At 72.1% G+C, this 26065-nt stretch carries 22 protein-coding genes; 9 read left to right on the top strand and 13 right to left on the bottom strand.

Annotated features, from left to right (window positions below):
• Window positions 1-76 precede the first annotated feature (76 nt).
• Entirely contained in the window at window positions 77-1534 is a 1458-nt protein-coding gene (locus HNR25_RS15695) for a DUF3352 domain-containing protein (RefSeq protein WP_184636211.1), read from the top strand.
• A gap of 91 nt (window positions 1535-1625) precedes the next feature.
• Here the strand turns inward: HNR25_RS15695 and HNR25_RS15690 are convergent, their stop codons facing one another.
• Window positions 1626-2468 (bottom strand): ABC transporter permease, encoded by an 843-nt coding sequence (locus tag HNR25_RS15690; protein WP_184636209.1) that lies wholly within the window; start codon window positions 2466-2468, stop codon window positions 1626-1628.
• Window positions 2465-3535 carry an ABC transporter ATP-binding protein gene (locus tag HNR25_RS15685; protein ID WP_184636207.1) on the bottom strand — a complete coding sequence of 357 codons (1071 nt, stop codon included), beginning with the start codon at window positions 3533-3535 and terminating at the stop codon, window positions 2465-2467. The genes HNR25_RS15690 and HNR25_RS15685 overlap by 4 nt, the downstream gene beginning before the upstream one ends.
• 199 nt (window positions 3536-3734) lie before the next feature.
• On the opposite strand from HNR25_RS15685, the gene HNR25_RS15680 reads away from it, so the two are divergent.
• Window positions 3735-5123 carry a class II fumarate hydratase gene (locus HNR25_RS15680; RefSeq protein ID WP_184636205.1) on the top strand — a complete coding sequence of 463 codons (1389 nt, stop codon included), beginning with the start codon at window positions 3735-3737 and terminating at the stop codon, window positions 5121-5123.
• A 186-nt stretch (window positions 5124-5309) separates the two neighbouring features.
• Here HNR25_RS15680 and HNR25_RS15675 read toward each other — a convergent pair whose 3' ends face one another.
• From HNR25_RS15675 to HNR25_RS15650, 6 genes are all read right to left on the bottom strand, one after another.
• The gene (locus tag HNR25_RS15675; RefSeq protein ID WP_184639378.1) at window positions 5310-5978 is read right to left on the bottom strand and encodes an aggregation-promoting factor C-terminal-like domain-containing protein; all 669 of its coding nucleotides are present in this window, start codon (window positions 5976-5978) and stop codon (window positions 5310-5312) included.
• Between the two features lie 438 nt (window positions 5979-6416).
• The gene (locus tag HNR25_RS15670; RefSeq protein ID WP_184636203.1) at window positions 6417-6632 is read right to left on the bottom strand and encodes a hypothetical protein; all 216 of its coding nucleotides are present in this window, start codon (window positions 6630-6632) and stop codon (window positions 6417-6419) included.
• Between the two features lie 151 nt (window positions 6633-6783).
• Window positions 6784-8253: an alkaline phosphatase D family protein gene (locus HNR25_RS15665; RefSeq protein ID WP_184639376.1), complete on the bottom strand. Its 1470-nt coding sequence runs from the start codon at window positions 8251-8253 to the stop codon at window positions 6784-6786.
• 460 nt (window positions 8254-8713) lie between these two features.
• On the bottom strand, window positions 8714-10045 hold the full coding sequence (gene phoH2, locus HNR25_RS15660) for an RNA 5'-3' helicase PhoH2 (protein WP_312862730.1): 1332 nt from the start codon (window positions 10043-10045) through the stop codon (window positions 8714-8716).
• 312 nt (window positions 10046-10357) lie between these two features.
• Window positions 10358-11119 carry an isoprenyl transferase gene (locus tag HNR25_RS15655; protein ID WP_184636201.1) on the bottom strand — a complete coding sequence of 254 codons (762 nt, stop codon included), beginning with the start codon at window positions 11117-11119 and terminating at the stop codon, window positions 10358-10360.
• 130 nt (window positions 11120-11249) lie between these two features.
• Window positions 11250-11837 (bottom strand): RNA polymerase sigma factor, encoded by a 588-nt coding sequence (locus HNR25_RS15650; RefSeq protein ID WP_184636199.1) that lies wholly within the window; start codon window positions 11835-11837, stop codon window positions 11250-11252.
• A gap of 182 nt (window positions 11838-12019) precedes the next feature.
• Here HNR25_RS15650 and HNR25_RS15645 point away from each other — a divergent pair, with 182 nt between their 5' ends.
• Window positions 12020-13396, top strand: a complete 1377-nt coding sequence (locus HNR25_RS15645; RefSeq protein ID WP_184636198.1) for a serine/threonine-protein kinase — start codon at window positions 12020-12022, stop codon at window positions 13394-13396.
• Window positions 13397-13447: 51 nt separating this feature from the next.
• On the opposite strand, the gene HNR25_RS15640 is transcribed toward HNR25_RS15645, so the two are convergent.
• Entirely contained in the window at window positions 13448-15448 is a 2001-nt protein-coding gene (locus HNR25_RS15640) for a thioredoxin domain-containing protein (RefSeq protein ID WP_184636196.1), read from the bottom strand.
• Window positions 15449-15542: 94 nt separating this feature from the next.
• On the opposite strand from HNR25_RS15640, the gene HNR25_RS15635 reads away from it, so the two are divergent.
• Window positions 15543-16187 carry a maleylpyruvate isomerase family mycothiol-dependent enzyme gene (locus HNR25_RS15635; RefSeq protein WP_184636194.1) on the top strand — a complete coding sequence of 215 codons (645 nt, stop codon included), beginning with the start codon at window positions 15543-15545 and terminating at the stop codon, window positions 16185-16187.
• A 51-nt stretch (window positions 16188-16238) separates the two neighbouring features.
• Here the strand turns inward: HNR25_RS15635 and HNR25_RS15630 are convergent, their stop codons facing one another.
• Both HNR25_RS15630 and mca read right to left on the bottom strand, forming a co-directional pair.
• Window positions 16239-16499: a hypothetical protein gene (locus HNR25_RS15630; protein WP_246463683.1), complete on the bottom strand. Its 261-nt coding sequence runs from the start codon at window positions 16497-16499 to the stop codon at window positions 16239-16241.
• Window positions 16500-16504: 5 nt separating this feature from the next.
• A complete protein-coding gene (gene mca / locus HNR25_RS15625; protein WP_184636190.1) occupies window positions 16505-17383 on the bottom strand; it encodes a mycothiol conjugate amidase Mca in 879 nt (292 codons plus the stop codon).
• Window positions 17384-17558: 175 nt separating this feature from the next.
• Here mca and HNR25_RS15620 point away from each other — a divergent pair, with 175 nt between their 5' ends.
• From HNR25_RS15620 to HNR25_RS15610, 3 genes are all read left to right on the top strand, one after another.
• Entirely contained in the window at window positions 17559-17990 is a 432-nt protein-coding gene (locus HNR25_RS15620) for a DUF4307 domain-containing protein (RefSeq protein WP_184636188.1), read from the top strand.
• A 171-nt stretch (window positions 17991-18161) separates the two neighbouring features.
• A complete protein-coding gene (gene greA, locus HNR25_RS15615) occupies window positions 18162-18668 on the top strand; it encodes a transcription elongation factor GreA (RefSeq protein WP_184636186.1) in 507 nt (168 codons plus the stop codon).
• Between the two features lie 211 nt (window positions 18669-18879).
• On the top strand, window positions 18880-19467 hold the full coding sequence (locus HNR25_RS15610) for an RDD family protein (RefSeq protein ID WP_184636183.1): 588 nt from the start codon (window positions 18880-18882) through the stop codon (window positions 19465-19467).
• 68 nt (window positions 19468-19535) lie between these two features.
• On the opposite strand, the gene HNR25_RS15605 is transcribed toward HNR25_RS15610, so the two are convergent.
• Both HNR25_RS15605 and HNR25_RS15600 read right to left on the bottom strand, forming a co-directional pair.
• On the bottom strand, window positions 19536-21149 hold the full coding sequence (locus HNR25_RS15605; RefSeq protein ID WP_246463680.1) for a DUF8814 domain-containing protein: 1614 nt from the start codon (window positions 21147-21149) through the stop codon (window positions 19536-19538).
• A 136-nt stretch (window positions 21150-21285) separates the two neighbouring features.
• Window positions 21286-22446: an FIST signal transduction protein gene (locus HNR25_RS15600; RefSeq protein WP_184636181.1), complete on the bottom strand. Its 1161-nt coding sequence runs from the start codon at window positions 22444-22446 to the stop codon at window positions 21286-21288.
• A 179-nt stretch (window positions 22447-22625) separates the two neighbouring features.
• Between HNR25_RS15600 and HNR25_RS15595 the strand changes: the two genes are divergently transcribed.
• Both HNR25_RS15595 and HNR25_RS15590 read left to right on the top strand, forming a co-directional pair.
• The gene (locus tag HNR25_RS15595) at window positions 22626-24041 is read left to right on the top strand and encodes a sigma 54-interacting transcriptional regulator (protein WP_312862566.1); all 1416 of its coding nucleotides are present in this window, start codon (window positions 22626-22628) and stop codon (window positions 24039-24041) included.
• 45 nt (window positions 24042-24086) lie between these two features.
• Window positions 24087-26045, top strand: a complete 1959-nt coding sequence (locus tag HNR25_RS15590; RefSeq protein WP_184636179.1) for a vWA domain-containing protein — start codon at window positions 24087-24089, stop codon at window positions 26043-26045.
• Window positions 26046-26065 lie beyond the last annotated feature (20 nt).

The following is a 26065-nucleotide window of genomic DNA, read 5'->3' as shown; positions in this document are numbered from 1 at the left end:
CCAGTACCCGCCGCCCCACCCGAGCGCGGGTTACGCGCCGGCGCCGGGCCCGCCGCGGCGGTCGAACCGCGTGTGGATGATCCCGGTGGCAGCGGGGCTGGGTGTGGTCATGATGGCCGGCACCGTGTGGGCGACGACCAGCGTCGCCCAGAACGTCTTCGTGGGCGCCCAGCCCGAAGAGGTGATGCCCGCTTCCTCCATGGCCTTCGTCAAGCTCGACCTGAAGCCCGACGGCAGTCAGCTGACCGACTACGCCCGCTTCGTGAATCGGCTGCCCGCCTCCCTGCGCGACGAGGTCGACCCGGAGGCCGACCCGGCCAAGGAGGTCGTCGACGCCTACATCGAGGAAGCCGAGCTCGACGGTGTCACCTACGAGCAGGACTTCGAGCCGTGGCTGGGCGGGCGCTTCGGCGCGGCGGTCTGGAACGCCGGCGACGCCGGCTCCGGCGAGTCGGGCGAAGCCTTGGCCGTGGCCATCGAGGCCGAGGACGAGACCGCCGCCGAAGAGACCCTGGAGAAGATCCGCAGCCAGGTGGACACCGAACCGGCCATCGACGTGGACGGCGGCTTCGCCGTCATCACGGAGGACTCCGCCGCTCTCGACCACTTGGACTCCCAGGTCGCCTCGGGCGGAACCCTGGCCGAGAACGAGGTCTACACCGCGGACATGGACGCGATCGGGGCCGACAACGTCGCGTCGGCCTGGATGGACCTGGAGCGGATCGCCGCCCTGGGCGGCGGGGACTCGGAGGCCGCGACCTACGACGGGTACGGCCAGCCCGGCCCGCTGGAGTCGCTGGAGGATTACGAGGAGGTCCGCGGCCGCATGGCCGTGGGGCTGCGCATCCGTCCCGAGTACCTGGAGCTGCGCGGCGACGCGTTCGACCTCGGCGTCGACGGGGTCAGTCTGGCCGACTACGACGTTCCCGAGCCCGGCCTGCCGGTGATGGCAGACCTGCCCGACGATACGAAGGCCGCGTTCGGCGGCACCGGGATATCCGACTTCGCCGCACAGGCCTACGAGGACGATCCCGACGAATTCGCCGACCTCGAAGGGATGATGTCCGAACTCGGGCTGACGATGCCCGACGGGATCGGCAGCCTGCTGGGCGACAGCACCGCGGTGGGGATCACCGACCTCGGCGGGTCGCTCGACCAGTTCTTCAACGGGACGTCGAGCATGCCGTCGCTGCAGTACCGTGCCGAGGGCGCCGACTCCGGCGCCGTGGAGGACGTGGTCGAGCGGATGTGGGAGGGCTCCTACAACTCGCCGCCCGGCGTCACGTCCGAGGGGTCGACGACCATCGCGACCTCGGGCACCACCGGCACCGGCCGGCTAGGCGACGATCCCGTCTTCGAGAAGACGATGGCCGACACCGGATCCGCCCACCTGGGGGTGTACCTGGACCTGCGGCCCGTCGCCGAGAGCACCGACGAGGACGCGCCCGACCAGTGGGGCGCGGTCGGGGCCTCGGTGGGCTACACCCAGGAGGCGATATCGCTTCAGGCCCGTTGGGCGCCCGACGGCGGCTGACGGAACACGACGCGCACTCCGGCCGGGCCCCTCGGCGTGATGCGCCGAGGGGCCCGGCCCGGCGCTCGGGGCCGCACCCGTAGGAGCGCCGTCAGTCGATGAGCTTGCGGCGCATCTGGAACACCGCGAAGCACCACGCGACCACCACGAACGCCGCGAGAGCGGCGAAGTGGAGGGCGGCTTCGCCGATGCCGATGCCGAACGCGGTGCCGCGCACCAGCTCGACGCAGTGGTAAAGCGGATTGACCTTCGCGACGGCCTGGGCCCATCCCGGCAGCGTGTCGATCGGGAAGAAGGTGCCCGCGATGAGGAACAGCGGCGTGATGATCCCGGAGATGATGTAGTCCATCGTCTTGATGGACGGCACCGCCGCCGACATCCAGATACCGGTCAGCGCGAACCCGAACCCGGTGACGAACGCCACGACCGGCACGAGCAGCATCGCCCACGACGCCGGAAGCCCGAAGCCGATCGCCACCAGCAGCGGGGCGCAGCCGTAGACGCCCGCCTTGCAGGCGATCCAGCAGGCCTCGCCGGTGACCAGCTCGCGCACGTCGACGGGGGCGGCCAGCATGCCGTCGTAGGTGTGCTGGAAGACCCGCCGCACGTAGGTGTCGATCAGCCCGGGGAACATCGACGTGAACAGCACCGAGGTCGCCACGATCCCGGTGCCCAGGAAGTGGATGTAGTCGTAGCCGCCGATCGCGCCCACCAGAGAGCCGAGGCCGACGCCGAAGGCCAGCAGCATGATGACCGGCTCGACGACCGCGGCGAAGGTCGTGGGCTTCCAGCTGCGCCGGTACAGGGCCCACTCGCGGGCCAGCACGCCCGCGATCGGCGCGAGTTCGAACCGTCCCGGCGGCGCCTGGGCGACGGGGGCCGCGCCTGCCGGTCGGCCTTCCGCGCTCGCATCCGTGCTCGCATCCGTGCTCATTCGACTCTCTCCCCGGTCAAGGTGACGAATACGTCTTCGAGGTTGCCCGCGCGGGCGTTGCCGCGGCCCAGCGATTCGCGCAGGGACTCGGGGATCCGGTCGGCGCGCAGCACCGACAGGGTGGCGCCGGTGCGGCGGGTGGCGAGGCCGGCGGCGGCGACGCGCTCCTCGATCTCGTCGGCCCGCGCACCCGCTTCCAGCGGGAACTCCTCGACGGTCGATCCCGCGTGGCGGGCGATGAGGTCGGCGGGAACCCCCTCGGACACGACCCGGCCCCCGGCCATCAGGGCCACGACGTCGGCGAGGCGTTCGGCCTCCTCGATGTAGTGGGTGGACATCAGCACGGTGACGCCCTCGGCGCGCAGGTCGGTGATCAGTCCCCACAGTTCCTGGCGCACCTGGGGGTCGAGTCCGACGGTGGGTTCGTCCAGCAGCACCAGGTGCGGGCGGTGCACCAGCCCGCGCACGATCAGCAGGCGGCGGCGCATGCCGCCGGAGAGCTTGTCGGCGCGCAGGTGGGGGCGGTCTTCGAGATGGGCCAGGCGCAGCCCGCGGTCGACGGCCTCGGCGCGGTGTGCCCGCGGCACCCGGTACAGGTGCGTGAAGACCTCCAAGTTCTCCCGCACCGTCAGTTCCTCGTCGAGGTTGTCGTGCTGGGGCACGACCCCCATCCGGGCGCGGGCGCGCTTGGAGGCGCGGGGGACGGCGTGGCCGAGCACGGTGATCTCACCGGAGTCGGCGCGGCTCTGCGCGGTGAGCATCTTCATGGTGGTGGACTTGCCGGCGCCGTTGGGGCCGAGCAGTCCGAAGACGGTGCCGCTGGGGACGTCGAGGTCGAGGCCGTCGACGGCGGTGAAGGAGCCGAAGCGTTTGACGACGTCGCGCAGCGCGATGGCGGGCGCGGAGCCGGAGTGGGATCCGGCGCCGCGTGCCGGCGCGGCGCCCGCGACGGGGCCGTCGGGCCCGTCGGGTTCGGCGGGCCGGGTGCGGTCGGAGGGGGCCGCCGAATCGTCGGGGTAGGACGGTTCGGATGAGCCCACGTGAGAGCGGTGTCCCGATAGCGACATGGGACAACCGTAGAAGCAGGCGGTGCCCCTCGGCCACAGTTTTTCAGCGCTGTGGACGCCCGGTCGCGCGCCGGCGGCCGAGGGGCCCGTGCACGCGCATCGCTCCAGGCGGTGCGGGGTTGCCGACGGGTGCGGCGCGGCGATCTGGCACTCTTGGATCCAGGCTTTCCCGCGAGGTGTCATGAGGTGTGATCCAACGATGAGCGGTTTCCGCGTCGAGCACGACTCGATGGGCGAGGTCAGGGTCCCCGCCGAAGCCAAGTGGCGCGCGCAGACGCAGCGTGCCGTGGAGAACTTCCCGATCTCCGGGCAGGGGATCGAGCACGCCAATATCCGTGCCCTCGGGCACATCAAGGCCGCCGCGGCCAAGGTGAACGCGGAACTGGGGGTGATCCCCGCGGAGTTCGGCACCGCGATCCGCGATGCGGCCCTGGAGGTCGCCGAGGGCGAGTGGAACGACGAGTTCCCCATCGACGTGTTCCAGACCGGCTCGGGCACGTCGAGCAACATGAACGCCAACGAGGTGGTCGCGTCCGTCGCCGCTGAGCGGTCGGGCGCCGCGGTCCACCCCAACGACCACGTCAACGCTTCGCAGTCCTCCAACGACGTGTACCCGTCGTCGCTGCACATCGCCGCCGTCGCGGCCGTGGTGGACGATCTGGTTCCGGCGCTGCGGCACTTGGAGGGCGCGCTGCGCGCCAAGGCAGACGAGTTCTCCACCGTCGTCAAGAGCGGGCGCACCCACCTGATGGACGCCACTCCGGTCACGCTGGGCCAGGAGTTCGCCGGCTATGCGGCCCAGGTCCGCAACGGTGTGGAGCGGCTGGAGGCGACCCTGCCGCGCGTCGCGGAGCTGCCGCTGGGCGGAACCGCGGTGGGCACCGGCATCAACACCCCCGAGGGCTTCGCCGCCAAGGTGATCGCCGAGATCGCTTCGGCTACCGGCCTGCCGCTGACCGAGGCCCGCGACCACTTCGAGGCCCAGGGCGCGCGCGACGGCCTGGTGGAGCTGTCGGGCCAGCTGCGGACCGTCGCGGTGGGCTACGCCAAGCTCGCCAACGACATCCGGTGGATGGGCTCGGGGCCGAGCACCGGCCTGGCCGAGATCCGGCTGCCGGACCTGCAACCCGGCTCCTCGATCATGCCCGGCAAGGTCAACCCGGTGCTGTGCGAGGCCATGCTGCAGGTGTCCTCGCAGGTGGTGGGTAACGACGCGGCCGTGTCGTTCGGCGGGGCGTCGGGCAACTTCGAACTGAACGTGCAGCTGCCGGTGATCGGGCGCAACGTGCTGGAGTCGATCCGGCTGCTGGCCAACGTCTCGCGGGTCTTCGCCGACCGGTGCGTGTCCGGCATCGAGGCCGACGAAGAGCGCTGCAGCACGTTCGCCGAGTCCTCTCCGTCGATCGTGACGCCGCTGAACCGCTACATCGGCTACGAGGAGGCGGCCAAGGTCGCCAAGCAGTCCCTGGCCGAGCGCAAGACCATCCGCGAGGTGGTGCTGGAGCGCGGCTACATCGGTGCGGGCGACCTCACCGAGGACCAGCTCGACGAAGCGCTCGACACGCTGCGGATGACCAACTCGCGCTGAGTCCGCCGTCCGGCGCCGCGGCACCCGGCAGGTGCCGCGGCGCCGGACGCGCGGGACCGGACAGGGGTGCGGCCCCGGACGAGAGGGGTGCCCGGGGCCGCGGGGACGAGCCGGCGGACCGGCTCGACGCTTGTCGGCGGCTTTTCGGATACGGGAGCCGCACTGCCCGTTCGGAGCGCTCGGGCTCTAGTACCAGTTGTTGGCCTGGGAGTGTTCCCAGGCGCCGCACGGGGATCCGTACTCCCGCTCGATGTAGCCGAGTCCCCACTCGATCTGGGTGGCGGGGTTGGTCTGCCAGTCCGCGCCGGCGTCGGCCATCTTGCTGCCCGGCAGGGACTGCGGGATGCCGTACGCGCCCGAGCTGGGGTTCTGCGCGGTGTGGTCCCAGTTGCTCTCCTTCTCCCACAGGGGTTCCAGGCAGGAGAACTGGTCCGCTCCCCACCCGTAGTCGGAGAGCATCGAGCGGGCGATGGACTTGGGGTCGCCGGTGTCGGCCGATCCGCCTCCGGAGGAGCCGGAACCGGAGTCGTCGTCGGAACCGGTGTCTTCCGGATCCTCGGGTTCCTCCTTCTTCTCCTCCTCGACCGTGGCCGACCCGTTGGCTGCGCCGGTGACGTCGCCGAGGCGGTCGCGCACCTTGTCGCGCTGCTGCTCCAGCTCCTGGTCGGAAACCTGCTCCGGCTTACCGAAGAACCGCTGTGTGCCACTGGCCGCGTCCGGTACCACCACCGCAGCGCTTTGGCCCGGGTCGCCTCCCTTGTCGGCGAATGCGGTGACGGCGAACGCCGTACCTGCGACCACCGCTGCCGAGCCGACCGCCGAGGCCACCCGCAGCGAGATCCGGTTGAGTAGCAACAATCGCCTTTCCGCCGGTCGCGCACCCGGCGATGCATGCGCGAGCAAGCTTGTGCCCTGGGTCTCCGCTGGACAGAAAGAAGATGCGGGGCGGGGTGCGCTTCACGTCGACCGCCGGTCGGCCCCGCCCCGAGGAGAAAACCGCGTGGGGATCGGGGGTCAAAGACCCGTCACACGCGCCCCAAAGGCTCCCTAATACAACTGTGACCACCCTGCCGCATGGTCACGACTGCGTAACACCGATTTCGCTATGACGTGATTCACAGTACGCAGGGTCGTCGCCGGAAATCACGGCTTGTCGGGACATAGCGCTCCTGAACTCGACCGCGTACCGAGGAGGAACCGGGTCGAAGGAAAGCGAAGAGCGGACCATCACCGAGGGTGGCCGGGATGGTCACGCCCACCCCGGCCGCCCTCGGCGCGCGCGGCCCGCGGGGTCTAGTCGAGCGGCAGGTGCCGGTGCTCCTTGCCGGTACCCGCGCACATGCGGCACGGCTCCTCGACCCGCTCCCACGTGATCACGCCGTTGCCGTCGGCGACCGGGCGCTCGGGGACCCACCGCCCTGCGCCGTCGCAGTAGTGGCAGGCGAGGTCGGTGCGGCCGCACCACGGGCAGTCGGTAAGCGCACAGCATTCCCGCGTCTGTGTGTCCATGGGACTCCCCCTCCCGAAACGGCTGTAGCTTCCCACAGGCCCGCAACAGCGTCCACCCCTGCCACCTCGGCTTCCGGGGCGCACGGGGGGATGGGGCGCGCGCAGCACCGGCGCGCACCCGGCGGAACCGGCTCCGCCGGAAGGCCGCGGCCTACACGCCGCCGGCCTCGGGAGTGAGGGTCGTCGCCCAGAGGGCGCCGCCCCGGGCGTCGCGCAGGGTCACGGTCAGTTCCTTGCCGACCGGGTCGATCTCGACCTCGCCGAAGTGCTGGAATCCCTCCATCGGCGAGGCGTTGGCCGTCGGCGGCGCGTGCACGAAGGCGGCCTCAGGGCCGAATGTGGGGTCGAGTTCGTTGGGGCCGAACCCGCCGGCGTGCAGCGGGCCGGACACGAACTCCCAGAACGGGGAGAACTCGCGCGCGGTGGCGCGTTCGGGCGAGTAGTGATGGGCGGCCGTGTAGTGCACGTCGGCGGTCAGCCACACGACGTCGCGCACACCGCGGCGGTGCAGGCCGTGCAGCACGCGCTCCAGCTCCGACTCGCGCCCGCGCGGGCGGCCCGCGGCGCCGTCGGCCACGCCTTCGACCGCTTCACCGTCGGGCACGACCAGCCCGACCGGCATATCGGCGGCGACGACCTTCCAGGTGGCCCGGGAGCGTGCCAGCTCGTCCTGGAGCCAGGCGGCCTGGCGCCGTCCGAGAATGCGTTCGAAACCGTCGGCATGAGCGGTGTTGGCGTCCCGGTAGGGGCGCATGTCGACGACGAACACGTCCAGATCGGGACCGTAGCCGATCCTGCGGTAGATGCGGCCGTCGACCGCCTCGGCGGCGACGATGGGCTGCCACTCGTGGAAGGCCCGGTGCGCCCGGCGGGCCAGCACGTCCACCTCGCGCACCCGGTAGCGGTCGTCGTCGAGGACCTCGCCCGGGTACCAGTTGTTGACGACTTCGTGATCGTCCCACTGCACGATCTGCGGGACGCCGGAGGCGAATCCGCGCAGCGCGTCGTCGAGCAGGTTGTAGGCGTACTGCCCGCGGAATTCGTCCAGGCTCTCCGCCACCTTGGACTTGGCCTCGGTGACCACGTTGCGCCAGATCCGCCCGTCGGACAGCTCCACCCGCTCCTCCAGCGGCCCGTCGGCGTAGCAGGTGTCGCCACTGTGCAGGAAGAAGTCGGGGTCCCGATCGGCCATGGCGGAGAAGACCGGCATGCCGCCGATGTCGGGGTTGATGCCCCATCCCTGCCCGACGACGTCGCCCGACCACACGAACCGGATCGGACGGTCGCCCCCGGGTGTGCGGAAGGAGCCCTCCAGCACCTCGCTGGTGTGGCTGCCGGATTCGGCGTGCACCCGCACGTAGGTCTCGCTTCCCGGATCGAGCCCGCGGATACGGACCCGGCCGGTGCCGTCCGCCCCGGGGGTGAGCCGTGGACCGCGCAGCGTCCGCGCGTCGGCGAAGTCGGGGCGGCCGGAGACTTCGACGACCATGCGCGCGGGCCGGTCCGCGCGGGTCCACACCACGGCGCCGTCGCGCCGGGGGTCGCCGAACTGCAGACCGTGGGTGAGCCGCGGCCGGTTGCGGCCCTGGGCGAGCGCGGGGGCGGCGGGCACCGCACCCATCGCGGCGGCGCCCAGGCCGGCGGCGCCGTAGCGCAGCACCCGGCGGCGGTCGGGACGTGCGGGCGAGGGTGCGTCGCCGGGGGTGCCGGGGGTGCGCGAGGAATCGGGGGACGACGGCACGGGATGCCTCCTGCGGGAACGGGGCGCGGGGCTGTGGAGCGCTCCCTCGTGGTTCTACCGCACCGTTGTTCGGGTAGGGGTAATGCCGGATTAACGACGCCGATCGACGACGAGTCCTCTCCGGAACCCGCGGCGGGCACCCGCCACCTCCCCTGTTGCCGCCCCTCCGGCCGGGGCCAGGCGACCGGTGCGGCGGGCGCTGCCGCTCCCGCCACGGCCGGATCATCGCCGACGTGAACCGGTCCCTGCGGCCGCAATAGCGGTACGGCGGCCGCGAACACACGCGGCCGCGCCGCCCCGGGCCTTCCCGGGGCGGCGCGGCCGGCGGAGTGTGCCCGGCTCAGCCCTCCAGCATCTCGGTCACCAGGGCGGCGATCGGGGACCGCTCGGACCGGGTGAGGGTGGTGTGGGAGAACAGCGGGTGCCCCTTGAGCTTCTCGATCACCGCGACGATGCCGTCGTAGCGGCCCACCCGCAGGTTGTCGCTCTGGGCGACGTCGTGGGTGAGCACCACCCGGGAGTTCTCGCCCAGCCGCGACAGCACGGTCAGCAGCACGCCGCGCTCCAGCGACTGCGCCTCGTCGACGATGACGAAGGCGTCGTGCAGCGAGCGGCCGCGGATGTGGGTCAGCGGCAGGACCTCCAGCATCCCGCGGTCGACCACTTCGTCGATGACGTCCTGCGTGGTGACAGCGGACAGGGTGTCGTGCACCGCCTGCGACCAGGGCGACATCTTCTCGTTCTCGCTGCCGGGCAGATAGCCCAGATCTTGGCCGCCCACGGCGTACAGCGGCCGGAAGACCATGACCTTCCGGTGTCGGCCGCGCTCCAGAACGGCCTCCAGGCCCGCGCACAGCGCGAGTGCGGACTTGCCCGTGCCGGCGCGGCCGCCCATGGAGACGATGCCGACGTCGGGGTCGCAGAGCAGGTCGAGGGCGATGCGCTGCTCGGCGCTGCGCCCGTGGAGGCCGAAGACGTCGCGGTCGCCCTTGACGACCTTGACGGACTTGTCCGGCAGGACGCGGCCCAGGGCCTTGCCGCGCTCGGACACCAGAACGAGCCCGGTGTGGCAGGGCAGGTCGCGTGCCGCCTCGATGTCGGCGGTGCCGTCTCCTTCGAACAGTGCAGAGACTTCGTGGGCGGGGACCTCCAGTTCGGCCATGCCGGTCCACCCGTGCTCGATCGGGAGTTCGGCACGGTATTCGTCGGCCGTGAGCCCGATCGAGGACGCCTTGATCCGCATCGGCAGATCCTTGCTGACGAGGACGACGTCGGCGCCCTCGGCCCGCAGGTTGGAGGCGACAGTGAGGATTCGGGCGTCGTTGTCGCCGAGCCGGAACCCCGCCGGAAGGACGGACTGGTCGCTGTGGTTGAGCTCCACCCGCAGCGTGCCGCCCTCCTCGTTCACCGGGATGTCGGCGTCGAGGCCGCCGTTGTCGATCCGCAGGCCGTCCAGCCGGCGCAACGCCTCGCGGGCGAAATATCCCAGTTCGGGGTGGTGTCGCTTACTCTCCAGCTCGGTGATGACCACGATCGGCAGAACCACCGCGTGCTCGGCGAACCGGCCGATCGAGGCGGGATCGGCCAGCAGCACGCTCGTGTCCAGCACGTACGTGCGGCGCTCGCCTCCTCGCTCGGCTAGGTCGGGAGTGTCGTCGGCACTGAGGTGGATCGAGGAACTAGCCACTCGTTCTCCCCTTTGGGCGCGCCGCGGCGCCCTGGTCTCACGGGATACCAAGGACCGGGACCGGCCCCGCGAGGGCCGGGACCGGCCCTCGTCACCATGAGCTCCTCGACTGGCCAGGACCTCAAACGCTCGGGGCCTCCCGAGTAAGCGGATGGGCACCGCTCACTGGATTCGACGGTACCCGGCTCCGGCAATACAGCAAGGCCCCCGGGCCGCACTGCACATGAACACCCCGTTACGCCGCGACTCCTCCGTTCCGACAGCGGGGCGGTGCGGCCGGTCCGGCGCGGGGGCGGTTCAGGAGCCGAAACGCCGGTTGCGTGCACCATAGGCGCGAAGCGCCCGCAGGAAGTCCACCTTCCGGAAAGCCGGCCAGAAGACTTCGCAGAAGTAGAACTCCGCCTGCGCGCTCTGCCAGAGCATGAACCCGGAAAGCCGCTGCTCACCCGAGGTGCGGATGAGGAGATCGGGATCGGGCTGGCCACGCGTGTAGAGATGCTCGGCGATGTGGTCCAGATCGAGTCGCTCGGCGAGCTCCTCGATACCGGTGCCTTTGGCCGCCTCGGCGACGAGGAGCGACCGCACCGCATCAGCGATCTCACGCCTTCCTCCATACCCGACCGCGACATTCACAATCGGGCCGGAGTTTCCGGATGTGGCCGCCTGCGCCTCTTTCACCACCCGTGCGGTGGAGTCGGGCAGCAGGTCGAGGGCGCCCATGGGGTTGACGTTCCAGCCTTCGCGGCGAAGGCGGGTCACCGTGTCCTCGATGATCTTCAGCAGCGGTTCGAGCTCCTCGCGCTTGCGCGTGAGGTTGTCGGTGGACAGCAGCCACAACGTGACCACCTGCACACCGACTTCGTCGCACCAGCCGAGCAGGTCGAAGATCTTCTCGGCTCCGGCCTGGTGGCCCGCCTCGACGCTGGAGAGTCCGCTGATCCGGGCCCACCTGCGGTTGCCGTCCAGAATGACGCCGACGTGGCGGGGGATCTCGAAGCTGCCGAGCGACCGCTCCAGCCGGCGCTCGTACAGCCAGTACAAGGGGTTACGAAGCCCCATGGGACGCTACCTTTCGCCGCGTTCGGGGGGACAGGCGCCGACGCACCCGTCCGGTTCGCCGCGCCCCGGCGCGGCGACCGCGAGCATGCGTGCCACCAGGTCCAGCGTAGAGCGATTCGCCCGGTTCGCGTTACTGCAGTGACGCGCGTACGTGCTTGCGGCCCTCGTGGATACGGGACTTCACCGTGCCCAGGGCGAGGCCGAGCTCGGAGGCGATCTCCTTGTAGTCCATCTGGCACAGATCGCGCAGTACCAGCGGGGCGACCAGATTGGGCCGGTCGCGTTCGAGCTGGTCGAGCGCTTCCAGCAGGTCGATCCGCGAACCGGCGATCACGCTCGTGGTGCGGGGGTCGCGCTGGTTCGGAATCCGGTCGGACTCCGTGGGCATCTCCGCAGCGCGCCGCTTCATCGACCGGTAGGTCTGCCGCGCCGAATTCGACACCACCGTATAGAGCCATGTGGTGAAGAGCGAGTCGCCCTTGAACCCGCCGATGTTGCGCGCGACGCGCAGCAGCGCGTCCTGGCAGGCCTCCTCGGCGTCCTGGCGGTACGGCAGGAACCGCGCGCACCGCCGCAGCACCTCCGGCTGGACCCTGCGCAGCAGATCGTCCAGCGCCGCGGAGTCGCCGTCGCGCGCCTTCCGGGCCAGCTCCTCAAGGGAGTCGTCGACCTTGGCGGCCGACCGCCGGGATCCGGGGCCTTTGTCACTGTTGTCCACGACTGCCAGCTCCCTGCGCTACCGTTCGCCGTCTACCTGTGTTACACGTCCATCCCCCATCATGAGGTTCACATCCGTATTGGACGCGTAGGAATCCCCGACGGCTCCGCAGCCGCCAGGCCCCCGCGCTGCGCACGCGATTACCCACGTTTGACCCCCGCGGCACTGGTAAGGCAGTTCCTGTGGCACAACCGGACACTTTCGGCCGATACCGCGTCATCCGGCATCTCGGCTCGGGCTCGTTCGCGACCGTATGGCTCGCGCACGACGACCAGCTCGACACCCCCGTGGCCGTCAAGGTCCTCGCCGAGAACTGGGCGCACCAGCTCGACGTCCACCACCGCTTCATGGCCGAGGCCCGGATCCTGCGCCAAGCCGACTCCGCGTGGCTGGTGCGGGTGCACGACATCGGGACGCTCTCCGACGAGCGCCCCTACTTCGTCATGCCCTACGCCGACCAGGGCAGCGTCGCCGACCTCATCGCCAAAGGCCCTCTCCCCTTGGACGAGGCCCTGCGGCTGCTGACCGAAATCGGCCAAGGCGTCACCGTCCTCCACCGTCACGGCACCATCCACCGCGACATCAAGCCCTCCAACGTACTCCTGCAATCGTCCCCCGTCGGCCAACGGGTCCTGGTGGCCGACCTCGGCTTCGCCAAGAGCATCGACGGCGCGTCCGGGTTCACCGCGGCCGCGGGCACCCCCGGCTACATGTCGCCCGAGCAGCACGGGCCCGGCGGCGATCTGGACGTGCGCGCCGACGTCTACTCGCTGGGCGCGGTCGCCTACGAGCTGATCACCGGCCACCGCCCGCCGCAGCCGCCCGTTCGGTTGCCGCCGCGGCGGCTGCGCCCGGGGGTGCCGGCGGCACTCGACGAGCTGATCATGTCCGCTCTGGCCGAGGACCGCACCGCCCGGCCGTCCGACGCCAAGGCCTTCACCGACCGTATCCGGGCCATCCGTATGGTGCCCGACCTGCGTTCGGAACTTCCGTGGTGGGTGCGCTACCGCTCCGTGTGGCGGCGGGCCGCGGCCGCGGCCGCCGCGCTGGTGCTGGTGCTGGCCGGTACCACCGGTGCCGCGGCATCGCCGCCGGTCGGGGCGCTCACCGAAGTGCGCTACGCCGGCGACGAACTGCGCCTGGCGGTGCCCCAGACCTGGGCCCGCCAGTTCCACAACGGACGCGCCGTACCCAGCGCCGTGGAGTCCGACCGCACCTCAGGGGTCCTGGTGGCGACCGACCTCGAAGCATGGGACGAACCCCGGGCCGCCGTGGCCGGCGTGTTCGCGGCGCTGCTTCCGGGCACCGGTCACGACCTCGACTCCCTGCTCGACGGAGCGCCCTGCCCGAGCCCGGTGGAACAGCGGACGTTCGCCGGGCCGGACTGGTCGGGCCAGATCCGCCAGTGGCCGTCGTGCCCCGGCCGGCCGGGCGCTGTCACCGTGGCGTCGCTGGCCGGCGCGCACGGCGAGAAGACGCTGTACCTGGAGGTCCGCCAGACCGGACGGCGCCTGGACACGGTCGACCGCATCATCGCCGCCACCCGGTTGACGCACTGACCCGCCCGCCGCCCCGGGTCCGCAGGCGGACACGCGGCGGCGGGCCCGGCGTCATGCCCTGGCCAGGACGATCTGCTCGCGCAGCGCGTCGGCATCGGTCACCGGGAGCCGGCAGGTGAAGCCCTGGCAGACGTAGGCCGCCGGAGCGCCGCCGATCAGCCCGCGGCCCTCCAGCAGCGGCACCTGCTCCGCACCGGATCCGTCGCCGGGACCGCGGGTGACCGCGCTGCCCGCAGGCGCCTCCACCAGCGCGGTGCGCAGCAGCTCCGCGGTCGCCGGGGAGTCTCCGGGCCCGACCACCGCGATCTCCAGCGGACCCGACAGCAGCGTCTCGGCGACCGACAGCCCCCAGCCCGCCGCACGCGGCGCCTTGCGCGCCAGCGGAGCGGCCACGGCCAGTGCGCCGTCGGCGGCCTGGCGGTGGCGGGCCGACCCGGTCAGTGCGGAATACGACAGCAGCGCGCCCGCCGCGGCGAACCGGCCCGAGGGCGTCGACGCGTCGGTGGGGTCCTGCGGGCGGTTGAACAGGGCCTCGCTGTCGTCGGCGGTGTCGTAGAAGCCGCCTTCGTCGTCGCCGAAGTGCTCCAGAACAGTGTCGAGCAGCCGGCCGGCCAGTTCCACCCGCTCGGGTTCACCGGTGACCGCGTGCAGCGCGAGCAGGCCTTCGGCGGTGTCGGCGTAGTCCTCCAGCACGCCCGCGCTCGCCCCGGCCTTGCCGTCGCGCGAGGTGCGCACCAGCCGGCCGCCGGCGACGTGCACGCGCGCGATCAGGTCGGCCGCCTCCCGGGCGCGCTCCACCAGGTCGGGCCGGTCGAACAGCGCTCCGGCCTCGGCCAGCCCGGCGATCGCCAGCCCGTTCCAGGCGGCCACGATCTTGTCGTCGCGGTCGGGCCGCACCCGCTTGGCGCGCGCGTCCAGCAGCGCGGCGCGCACCCGCTCGTAGCGGTCGGGATCGGCGGAGTCCGCGCGCAACTGCAGCACGGAGTACCCGTGCTCGAACGTGCCCTCCTCGGTGACGCCGAACAGGTCGGCGGCCCAGGCGCCGTCCTCATCGCCGAGGGCGTTGCGCAGCTCGGCGGGCGTCCACACGTAGTAGCGCCCTTCCTCGCCCTCGGTGTCGGCGTCCAGCGCCGAAGCGAAGCCGCCCTCAGCGGTGCGCAGGTCGGCGACCATCCAGTCGGCGGTCTCCAGCGCCACCCGGCGCGCCAGCGCGTCGCCGGTCGTGCGCCACAGGCGGGTGTAGGCCCGCAGCAGCAGCGCGTTGTCGTAGAGCATCTTCTCGAAGTGGGGCACGACCCAGCCGGCGTCGACGGAGTAGCGGGCGAACCCGCCGCCGAGCTGGTCGTACATGCCGCCGCGGGCCATCGCCTCGGCGGTGTGCTCGGCCATGGCGCGGCTGCGCTCGGCGCCGGTGCGCGCGTGGTGGGCCAGCAGGAACGACAGCACCATGGACGGCGGGAACTTGGGGGCGCCGCTGAAACCGCCGTTGGCGTCGTCGTAGTCGCGGGCGAGCGCCTCGACCGCTTCGTCGAGTACCTCGGGACCGGGGGCGTCGCCGCGGCCCACCGAGCGGGGGCCGCTCAGCGCCTCGACGACGCGCCGCCCCTGCTCCACCACGCCTTCGTGCTCGTCCGACCACGCGCGCTGCACGCCCATGAGCAGGCGCTGGAACTGCTCCCGGGGGAAGTAGGTGCCGCAGTAGAAGGGGGCGCCGTCGGGCGTGAGGAACACGGTCATCGGCCAGCCGCCCTGGCCGGTCATGGCCTGGGTCGCCTCCATGTGGACCGCGTCGACATCGGGGCGCTCCTCGCGGTCGACCTTGATGTTGACGAACCCGGCGTTCATCATCTGCGCGGTGGTGGGGTCTTCGAAGGATTCGTGGGCCATGACGTGGCACCAGTGGCAGGCGGAGTACCCCACGGAGAGCAGGATGGGCACCTGTCGGCGCCGGGCCTCGGCGAACGCCTCTTCACCCCAGGGGTGCCAGTCGACGGGGTTGCCCGCGTGCTGGAGCAGGTAGGGACTTGTCGCTTCGGCGAGACGGTTCGGCATACCCCCACTCTGCCCACGCATCCGCCGCGGACGCCACCGCGGAAGCGGCGCGGCGGTGCCGGCGCCGCCTCCCGGGTTCTGCTTGGATGGCGTCATGGCGGAGACTGGGCGCGAGCGGCTGTGGGAGTCCGTCCACGCGGAGCGCGCGAGACTGGCCGACGACCTCTCCGGTCTGCGCGCTGAGCAATGGGCCGCGCCGTCGCTGTGCGGGCGATGGACCGTGGAAGAGGTCGTGGCCCACCTGACGGCGACCGCGAGCGTGGGCAGGCTGCGCTGGCTGCGCAGCATCGCCGGCGCGCGGTTCGACCCCGACGTGCACAATCGCCGACGGCTGGAGGAGTACCGGGGTGCCACGCCCGCCGATACGCTCGACCGCTTCCGCGATGTGATCCGCAGCACGGTGGCACCCACGCGCGACACGGCTGCGTGGCTGGGCGAGGTCGTGGTCCACGGCCAGGACATCCGGCACCCGCTGGGCTTGGAGACGACCCCGGAGAGCGACGCGGTGACCGAGGTCGCACGGTTCTTCGCCGTGCGCGATTTCACCGTCGACAGCCGCAAAGCGGCCGCAGGGCTGCGTCTGGAGGCCGACGACGGCCCGTTCGCCGTCGGCTCCGGTCCCGTGGTGCGCGGCGGCACGCTGGCGCTGACCATGGCGATGGCCGGGCGCTCCGCCTACTGCGACGACCTCACCGGCGACGGAGTCGCGACCCTGCGGTCGCGTTGCCCGACCGGCTGAGCGCCGCCCCAGCCCTCGCCGCAGGGCGGTCGGCGGAGGCGGCGCAGACGCCTACGACGACGGGGAGGCGGTGCCCGTCGTGTCGGCGGCGGAGTCGGAGCCCTCGTCGGCGGCCTCCGCGGAGTCGGAATCCGCGCGGGCGTCGCCGGTGTCGTCGCGCTCGACCTGGATGCCGTCGAGGCGCTCGCGCATGGACTTCATCAGGAAGTACAGCGCGACGCCGATGGAGGCGATGGCGATGAACCCGAGCACGCCGGGCGTGACGGTCTCGGCGGCGGGTCCCTCGCCGGCGAGCGTAAGAAGGGCGTTCATGCCGCTCATACTCGCACCGTCTCGCGCACGCCCACGAAGAGGTCGTCCTCGGGGACGTCGGTGTCCACCAGCGAGCGCGCGAGGTGGTAATCCTCATACGGCCAGGCCTCGCGCTGGACGTCCATCGGCACCGCGAACCAGAAGCCGTTGGGGTCGATCTGGGTGGCGTGGGCGATCAGCGCCCGGTCGCGGGTCTCGAAGAACTCGTCGCACTCGACCTGGGTGGTGATGTCCCACTCGGGGAATTCGCGCTTGCGCATCCGCTCCAGCCACTCGGTGAGGGGGTTCTCCAGGCCGCGCGCGTCGAGGAGTTCGGCCACCCGCTCGAACCGCGCCCGGGGGAAGGACACGTGGTAGTAGAGCTTGAGCGGCTGCCACGGGTCGCCGGTACCGGGGTAGCGCTCGGGGTCGCCCGCGGCGTCGAAGGCCTCGACCGACACCTTGTTGGTCATGATGTGGTCGGGGTGGGGGTATCCGCCCTGCTCGTCGTAGGTGGTGACCACGTGCGGGCGGAACGACCGCATCGAGCGCACGAGCGGCTCGGCGGCGGTCTCCAGCGGCTGCACAGCGAAGCAGCCGTCGGGCAGCGGCGGAGGCGGGTCGCCTTCGGGAAGGCCGGAGTCGACGAAACCGGAGAACTCCTGGTGGACGCCGAGGATCTCGCGGGCCTCGGCCATCTCCTTCCGGCGCACCTCGGCGATGTCGTCGCGGATTTCGGGGCGGTCCATCGCCGGGTTCAGGATGGATCCGGCCTCACCGCCGGTCAGCGTGACGACGAGCACTTCGGCGCCCTCGTGCACATAGCGGGCCATGCTGGCCGCGCCTTTGCTGGACTCGTCATCGGGATGGGCATGAACGGCCATCAGCCGCAAACGCTCGGACAACGGAACGGTCCCCTTGGGTAGTCGCGTGAGACGAATGTACGGGCGGGAAAGGCGTCCGCCCGCGGGATCGTCCCGCGCCGCCGGCCTTGCGGACCCGCAAGGCAGGGGTGGGACGGGGGCGACCCGGGACGGGGCTATCTTAGACAACGTAGACCCCACGTTCGGAGATTCCCGTATGCCCGACCGCCCTGCCGGCTCCGCCGGCGAGCCCGAGCCCGCGTCCGGCGCCGAAGAGTCCGCCGCCTCGTGGACGCGGCGCCGTCTGGGCAACACGCCTGTCTTCTTCGTGGTGGGGCTGCTCGCGGCCGTGGTCTTCACCATCGGGTGGGGATACGCCCTAATGAGCTACGGCGGATCCGCCGGGGCCTCGGTCCAGGTGGTGGCCTGGCAGACCGAGCCCGCCGAGGCCAGTGTGAGTTTCCAGGTCAACAGCGACGGCCCGGCGGAATGCGTGATCACCGCGCGCGACGACAAGCACGTGGTAGTGGGACAGAAAAGCGTCGACGTCGAGTCGGGAATCCGCGATGTCACCGCGACTGTTGACACGATTCGTGAGGCTTCCGCGGTAGAAGTGGGCTCGTGCAGGGAACAGAGTCCCACAAGGTAGTCGGGGCGCGCCGCCCTACGGCTACCCGCCGCCTCCGACCACGCCGCTCCTCCAGCCACGCCGCGCGGACCAGCGTTTATCACCCTGTCGTCCGAATGGCGCGGTGATAATCTCGTAAGTTCATCTACGGCCGATACGGCCGCAGTCACTAGTAGCACCAAGGGAGTTCCCGTGACCGAGACCCGCGATGACAACGTCACCTGGCTGACGCAGGAGGCGTATGACCGGCTCAACACGGAGCTGGAGCACCTGACGGGCACTGGTCGTATCGAGATCGCCGACAAGATCGAAGCCGCTCGCGAAGAGGGCGACCTCAAGGAGAACGGCGGCTACCACGCCGCCAAGGAAGAGCAGGGCAAGATCGAGGCCCGCATCATCCAGCTCCAGGAGATCCTCCGCAACGCGCGCGTCGGCGGTGCGCCCCAGAAGGCCGGCACCGTGGCTCCCGGCATGACGGTCACCATCAAGTTCGAAGGCGACGACGAAGAGGTCACCTTCCTCCTCGCCTCCCGGGAGGAGAGCGGCGCGCCGATCGACGTGTACTCGCCGAAGTCGCCGCTGGGCAGCGCCATCAACGGCCAGAAGATCGGCGAATCCGTCTCGTACACGCTGCCCAACGGCCGCAGCGCCTCCGTCGAGATCATCGACGCCGTCCCCTACGGCTCCGAGTCCCCCTGACGGATCACCTGAGCGCGCGAAACGCACGAGTAGGGGCGGCCCCGGCCGGCCGCCCCTCGGCCGCGTCGGGGGCGACCGGACGTGCGCGGATCCGCGCCGTGCTGCGTCCGTGATCCGCCGCTCCGGCGCGCGGGCCGGGCCCGGCGAGGGCCGGGCGTCCGACGCCGCAGCCCGGTGGTCGACCAGCCGCCTGCGGTGGCACTATGTGCCGGTGGCCTCTTCCCCGTATTCCTGGAACAGCGTTCCGCACGGGCCGCACGGCCCTCCGGCGGGGCCCTACGGCCCGCACGGCCCGTACGGCGCTCCCGCCCACTACGGTCCTGCGCCGCAGGGCGGCCGACAGCGGCCGGCGGCCTCGTTCGGCCGGCGCTTCACCGCGCGCGTCGTCGACTACACGGTGATCAGCGTGGTCGTCGTCGTGGCGTTCGTCCTGATCTCGGCGCTGGCCGAGGTCTCCACCGGTCGGCAGGACATCGCCGACCCCTATTTCGAAGCGTGGGCCTTCCTGTTCGTGTTCGGCGCCGGACCCGTCGTATTCCTGCACGACTGGCTGTGCAACGCCGCCGGCGGCCGCACGCTGGGCAAGGCGACGCTGGGTATCCGGGTCGTCCGCGCCGACGGCGGGCCCCTGCGCCAGGGGCAGTCGGCGGGCCGCGCGGCCGTGTTCGGGCTCCCGCAGACCCTGCCGTGCCTGGGCCACCTGTTCACGGTGATCGACTGCCTGGCCGGACTGGCCGACTCCGAGCACGCGCGGTCCGTGCACGATCGCGCCGGCGGAACGGTCGTCGTCCGCGGCTGACCGGCCGGTCACCCCGCCCGGTACCGGGTGCCGGAGGCCGAACCCCCGGGCACCCGGCGGCGCCGCCGTCAGCCGGCATCGGCGTCCGGGCAGGCCGGTGCGCCGTCGCCGCCGCGGACGTGGGCGGCGGGGACGTGGTCGCGCTCGGAGATCCGGAACCACATGCCACTGCGCCCCTGCGGCCCGGTGGCCTCCGTTCCCTGCACGTGGCAGACCACGTCGACCGATGCCCCCGCTGAGGCGAGTCCGCGCTCGGGGTAGGAGGTGCCCGGACCCGACCGCACCGGCACCGTCTCCCGGACGGCGGTACCCGAGATCTCCCCGCGGTGGGCGTACTCGGCGGTCCACAGGTAGTCGACGTCGACCCAGGCGTTGGTGGGCAGCTCCAGCCCTTCGCGGAACGTGCCGTCGGCGAGGTCGATCCCGGCGGGGTTGCGTACGCGCCGGCCGAAGCCGTCGAGGCCGCCGTTGTAGCCGTCCTGCTTCGCGGCCTGGGCCTGCGGCAGGCCGCGCGGGAGATCCGTCCAGTCCTGGCGGTCGGGGTTCCAGTAGTCGTCGGTGATGTTCCACGGGCCCACGTCCCAGACCGGCGCGTAGGCGCAGCGGCCGCCGTCCCCGCCGTCGGGTTCGGTACACACCCGCACCGTGTAGTCCCCGGCGCCGCGCTCCGACAGGCCGCGGCGCGACGGCAGGGCGACGAAATGCTCGCTCTCGCCGATGCGGTGCCCGTTGGCGGTCAGCTGGCCGACCTGGCCGATACGCGTCGCGAACACCCGCGCGGAGTAGGGGCGGGGCCGCTCCGGCAGCGCGTGTTCGGCGTCCTGACCGTCGCCGCCCTCGTCCTGGTCGGCGTCGCCGGAGGTCCCGGAACCGGCGTCCTCCCCCGGTTCCTCGTCCGCCCCGCCGCCGTCGGCGCCGCCCTCGTCGTCCTGCTCTTCGGCGGCGCCGTCACCGGAGCCGCCCCCGCCGGGCGCCTCGTCCGGCCCGTCCTCGTCCGACGCGCCCGACGCGGACCCGCCGCCTTCCGCCCCCTCCCCCTCCGGCTCTCCGCCGGCGGCGTCCGCGTCGTCGGCCCCCACCGGACGCAGCCGCACGTCGGAGACCACGGCCGAGGGATCCGGGCGCTGCTCGGAACCGGCGGAACCGTCCCGCTGCGCGCCGCTGACCGCAAGGCGCACCTGCAGCCGCGCCACGGGGCCGGGCAGCCCGATTCGGCCGAGCGCCTGCCCCTCGGTTTCCCCTTCCGCCTGCTCCCCGCCCTCGTCCCGGGTGATCTCGGGCCGTCGCGTGCGCCACTCGGTCCACATGCCGTCGACGCGTACACCGCGCGCCTCGACGACCATCCCTTCAGCGGTGCCGGCGAGGTCCACCCACACGTCGACGGCGTGCGCGGACTCCTCCAGGGCGTAGGCGGGGAAGGTGGCCGAGGTGCCCGGGGGCCCGGTGGTGCGCTGGGCGGAAGCGGGCGCCTCCGGCACGGGCAGCCGGAGGTCGCCGTCGCCGGTCAGCTCGGCGCCGACCCGGTCGGCGGCCGACGGATCCCGCTCGATCCACCCCGTGCCCGGCGGCCCGGCGGGCGCCTCCGCCGCCGCGGGATGCGCATGCCCCAGAGCCAGCGGCGGAACGGACAGCAGAACACCCGACACTGCGGCACACGCGGCCTGTCCCCAGGAAACCGACATCTTGCCCCCTCACTGAGTCACTCTCAGTAAGAGGGAAAACACGAAAAGCGGCAATCGCGACGCGCCGGGCGCACCGGAACAGGGCAGGATGAAGATCCCCCGATCGGGACGGGTGCGCCGGGCGCACCGGGCCGCGTCAGTTCTCGAAAGCCAGCAGGCAGGCGGTCAGGCTGTGCACATGGTTGCGCCCCGCGACCGGGCCGATCTCGCCGGCGGCGAAGAAACCGCCCACGCTCTGGACACCGAGGTTCTGCTGCACCGCCCGGACGTCGTGGTCGGAGGTCGAGAACATCGCCGTACCGCGGCTGTTGCACGAGAACAGCAGCGCGGCCGAGCTGCGCCCGCCGGTCTCCTCGTCGAACACCTGCAAGCGGTCGACCAGATCGGCGGTGGCGCTGTCGTAGTCGCGGACCTGGAAACGCACCGTCTGCCCGACCTCGACCATGTCGCCGATGGTGAGCGAGCCCTCCTCCGGGTCGGCGCCCACCACCGACCGCACCAGGAAGTCGCCGTGCTCATGGCTGTCGGCGTACTCGTCCATGGCGATACCGATGTGCAGGCCGTTGGCCGCCAGCTCCTGCTCTTCCGGCGGAAGCGAGTTGACCAGGTTCTCCAGCCGCTCGTAGGCGGAATCCCCGGCCAGCTCCAGGATGACGTTGCCCTCGGCCTTCGTGACGACCATGGCGCGGCCGACCGGTCGGCACCCCTGGCTGACCATGGTGCCAACGACACCGGCGCCGCCCAGCATCAGCCCGACCGCGCCCGCGTCGACGACCTCGCCGCCGCAGAACAGCCGCACCGAATCCTGGCCGCGCATGCCGTCGGCGAGCCCGCCCACGATCGGCAGCCCGCTCAACGCGTCGGTCGAGCGCTCCACGAACGACTGCGCCGGGAACTCGTAGGGGTTGACCAGCAGAAGCGCGGCGCGGTCGTGGGAGTCGGGCTCGTGCATGCCCACGACGGCCAAGTGGTCGCCCTCGGGGATGACGTCGAGCCGGAAGGGCGCCAGCGTCACATCGGGCAACTGCGCCGCCCACACGCTCACCCCGCCCTGCTCCTCCATGCCCCGGCCGGCCCCGACCACACCCGTGGCGCTGCATCCGAGGGTGACCGCGTCGCCGGCCAGCTCCATGACACGCCGACCCGCCAGGGTCACCTCGTCGGGGTCGGCGCCGCACACGAAGAAGCAGACGAGGTCGGCAGGGGCGTCGAGCGAACGCGTCGCCTCCAGCACCGCCCGCTCGGCGGCGCTCACAAGGTCGGCGCCCGTCGCCAACGCGTCACCGAACCTGGCCATCGACCGCCACCTCGCTCATCGGACCCGACGTCTCCAACCGGACCATACTCCCAGCCACACGCGGTCAAACCCGTTCGGCGCCCGGCGTATTTCACCACATCCGGCCGCAGAGCCGACCGAGCCGCACGGCAGGGCCCGGACCACTGGCGGAATCGGCACGCGCGCATAGACTCGGCACCGTGTCTGCCTCGACCAACGGCCACACCGCCCCTACCACGCTCGGCGCCCTGCGGGCTTCCGGGCACGTGCACCGCCCGGTCAAGCACGAGGTGCGCGACAACCTCCTGGCGCGCATGCGGGCCGGACGGGAACGCTTCCCCGGCATCGTGGGCTTCGGCGCCACGGTGCTGCCGCAGGTGGAGCGCGCCCTGCTCGCCGGCCACGACCTGGTCCTGCTGGGCGAGCGCGGCCAGGGAAAGACCCGGCTGATCCGCACCCTGCCCCTGCTGCTGGACGAATGGACGCCGGTCGTGCCGGGCTGCCCCGTCAACGACCATCCCTACGAACCGGTGTGCTCACGGTGCCGGACACTGGCCGCCGAGGCCGGCGACGACCTGCCGGTGGCGTGGTGGCACCGCGACGGCCGCTACGGCGAGAAGCTGGCCACTCCCGACACCGCCGTGGGCGACCTCGTCGGCGACGTCGACCCGGTCAAGCTCGCCGAGGGCCGCAGCCTCGGCGACCCCGAGACCGTGCACTACGGGCTCGTCCCGCGCACCAACCGCGGGCTTTTCTGCATCAACGAGCTGCCCGATCTGGCCGCGCGCATCCAGGTGGCGCTGCTGAACGTGCTGGAGGAGCGCGACATCCAGATCCGCGGGTACGCACTGCGCCTGCCGCTGGACGTGCTGCTGGTCGCCAGCGCCAACCCCGAGGACTACACGAACCGGGGCCGCATCATCACTCCGCTCAAGGACCGGTTCGGCGCCGAGATCCGCACCCACTACCCGCACGAGCTGGACGACGAGGTCGGCTTGGTGCACCAGGAGGCCGACCTCGTCTCCGACGTCGTCGTGCCCCGGCACCTGGTCGAGACCGTGGCGCGGTTCACCCGCCTGGTGCGCGCGTCCTCGTCGGTGGACGACCGCTCGGGCGTCTCGGCGCGCTTCGCGGTCGCCGGCGTCGAGACCGTCGCCGCTTCGGCGCAGCGGCGCGGCGCGCTCACCGGCGAAGACCGCCCGGTCGCCCGCGTCTGCGACCTCGCGCCGATCGTCGACACGCTGCAGGGCAAGGTCGAGTTCGAAGTCGGCGAGGAGGGCCGCGAACGCGAGGTGCTGGCGCACCTGCTGCGCCGGGCCACCGCCGAGTCGTTCCGCCGGACGCTGGGCGGCGCCGACCTGACGGCGCTCACCGACCTGTTCGCCGACGGCGGCACGGTGGAGTCCGGGGAGCTGGTCAGCGGCGCCGCGCTGCTGCGCGGCCTGGGCCCGCTGCCCGGCCTGGCCGAGTTGATCGCCCGCCTGTCCCCCGACGAGGACACCGGCGAGACCCCTGGCTTCGCCGCCGCGGCCGTGGAGTTCGCGCTGGAAGGGCTGTACCTGAACCGGCGGCTGTCCAAAGACACCGTGGACGACCGCACCGTCTACCGGACCTGACCCGGACACACCGCCGCACCTCCGCCGGAGTAGGGGAGACCGACCGTGAACCGCTTCCGCTACGGCGAATACGACGACGGACCCGACCCCCTGGCCCCGCCGTACGACGTGCGTTCCGCGGTCGACGAGATGGGCCGCGACGTCATGGCCGGCACCGACCCGAAGCGGGCGCTGCGCGACCTGCTGCGGCGCGGCACCCAGAGCGCGCGCGGACTCGACGACCTGCTGGGCGAGGTCCGGCGGCGCCGTGAGCAGCTCCGCTCGCGCGGGCGCCTGGACGGAACGCTGGAGCAGGCGCGCGCCCTGCTGGACCGCGCCCTGGGCCAGGAGCGCGCCGAACTGTTCCCCGATCCCTCCGACGAAGCGCGGATCCGCGAGGCCGAACTGGATTCCCTTCCCGACGACACCTCGTCGGCGGTGCGGCGGCTGTCGGACTACCGGTGGCGCTCGCAGGCGGCCGCGGACAGCTTCGCGGAGCTGCGCGACCTGCTGCGCCGCGAAGTGCTCGACACCCGCTTCCAGGGGATGAAGGAGGCGCTGGCCGACAGTACGCCCGACGACATGCGGCGGGTACGGGAGATGGTCGACGCCCTCAACGACATGCTGGACGCCGACGAGCGCGGCGAGCACACCCAGGCCGGCTTCGACCGCTTCATGGACTCCTACGGCGACATGTTCCCGGAAGAGCCCCGGCCGCGGAACCTGGAGGAACTCGTCGACTCCCTGGCGCGGCGCGCCGCCGCGGCCCGGCGCATGATGGACTCGCTGACGCCTGAGCAGCGGTCGCAGCTGCAGGGGCTGATGGACGAGGCCGACGCGCAGTCGGGAATGAGCCGGGCTTTGGACCGGCTCTCCGGCGCGTTGCGCGCCCGCCGCCCCGACCTCGGCTGGAGCGGCGGCGAACGGATGGAAGGCGAGCAGGGGCTCGGCATGGGCGACGCCACCACCGCGTTGCAGGAGCTGGCCGACCTCGCCGATCTCGACACCTCGCTGAACCAGCACTACGCCGGGGCCGGGGTGGACGACGTCGACGAGGACGCGGTGCGGCGGGCACTGGGCCGCCGGGCGGTCGACGACCTGGAGCGGCTGCGCGCGGTCGAGCGCGAACTGCGCGAGCAGGGCTATGTCGAGGGGGCGCGCAACCGGCTGCGGCTGACGCCCAAGGCGGTGCGCCGGCTCGGCGAGACCGCGCTGCGCGAGGTGTTCGCCGACCCCGCGAACAGTCCCCGCCCCGGCGGGCACTCCGACGACGCCGCCGGGCACTCCGGCGAAGCGACCGGGGCCACGCGCCCGTGGGTGTTCGGCGACGAGGAGCCGCTGGATGTGGTGCGCACCCTGCAGAACGCGATCGCCCGGAGCGGCGCCGAACCCGGGGGCCGGGTCCGGATGCGGCCCGACGACTTCGAGGTCGCCGAGACCGAGCGCCGCGACGCGGCCGCGGTGTGCCTGCTGGTCGACCTGTCCTACTCGATGGCGCTGCGCGACCTGTGGGGCACCGCGAAGCAGACCGCGATGGCGCTGCACGCACTGGTGACCACCCGGTTCCCGCAGGATGCCGTGCAGATCGTCGGGTTCAGCGACTACGCGCGCGAGTTGCCGCCCGAAGGGCTGGCCGAGCTGAGCTGGGAGCCGGTGCAGGGCACCAACCTCCAGCACGCCCTACTGCTGGCGGGGCGGCACCTGGACCGCCACGCCGACTTCGAGCCGATCGTGCTGGTGGTGACCGACGGCGAACCCACCGCGCACCTGCGCCGCGACGGCTCGGCGGATTTCGCCTGGCCGCCGTCGTCGGAGACCACCGCGGCGACGTTGGCCGAGGTCGACCGCATGACCCGCCGCGGCGCCGGCCTCAACGTGTTCCTCCTGGCCGACGACCCGCGCCTGGAGCGGTTCGTGGACGAGGTGGCACGCCGCAACGGCGGCCGCGTCGTCCGCCCCGACACCGACCGCCTCGGCGGCTACGTGGTCCGCGACTTCCTCACCCGCCGGCGCCGCGCGGCGTGAGGCCGCGCGGCGCCGGCGGG

Origin of the sequence: Streptomonospora salina (assembly GCF_014204715.1) — a bacterium.
GTDB classification, from domain to species: domain Bacteria; phylum Actinomycetota; class Actinomycetes; order Streptosporangiales; family Streptosporangiaceae; genus Streptomonospora; species Streptomonospora salina.
Note: the sequence above shows the minus strand (reverse complement) of the source record. Positions and strands in the feature narration are given on the sequence as shown.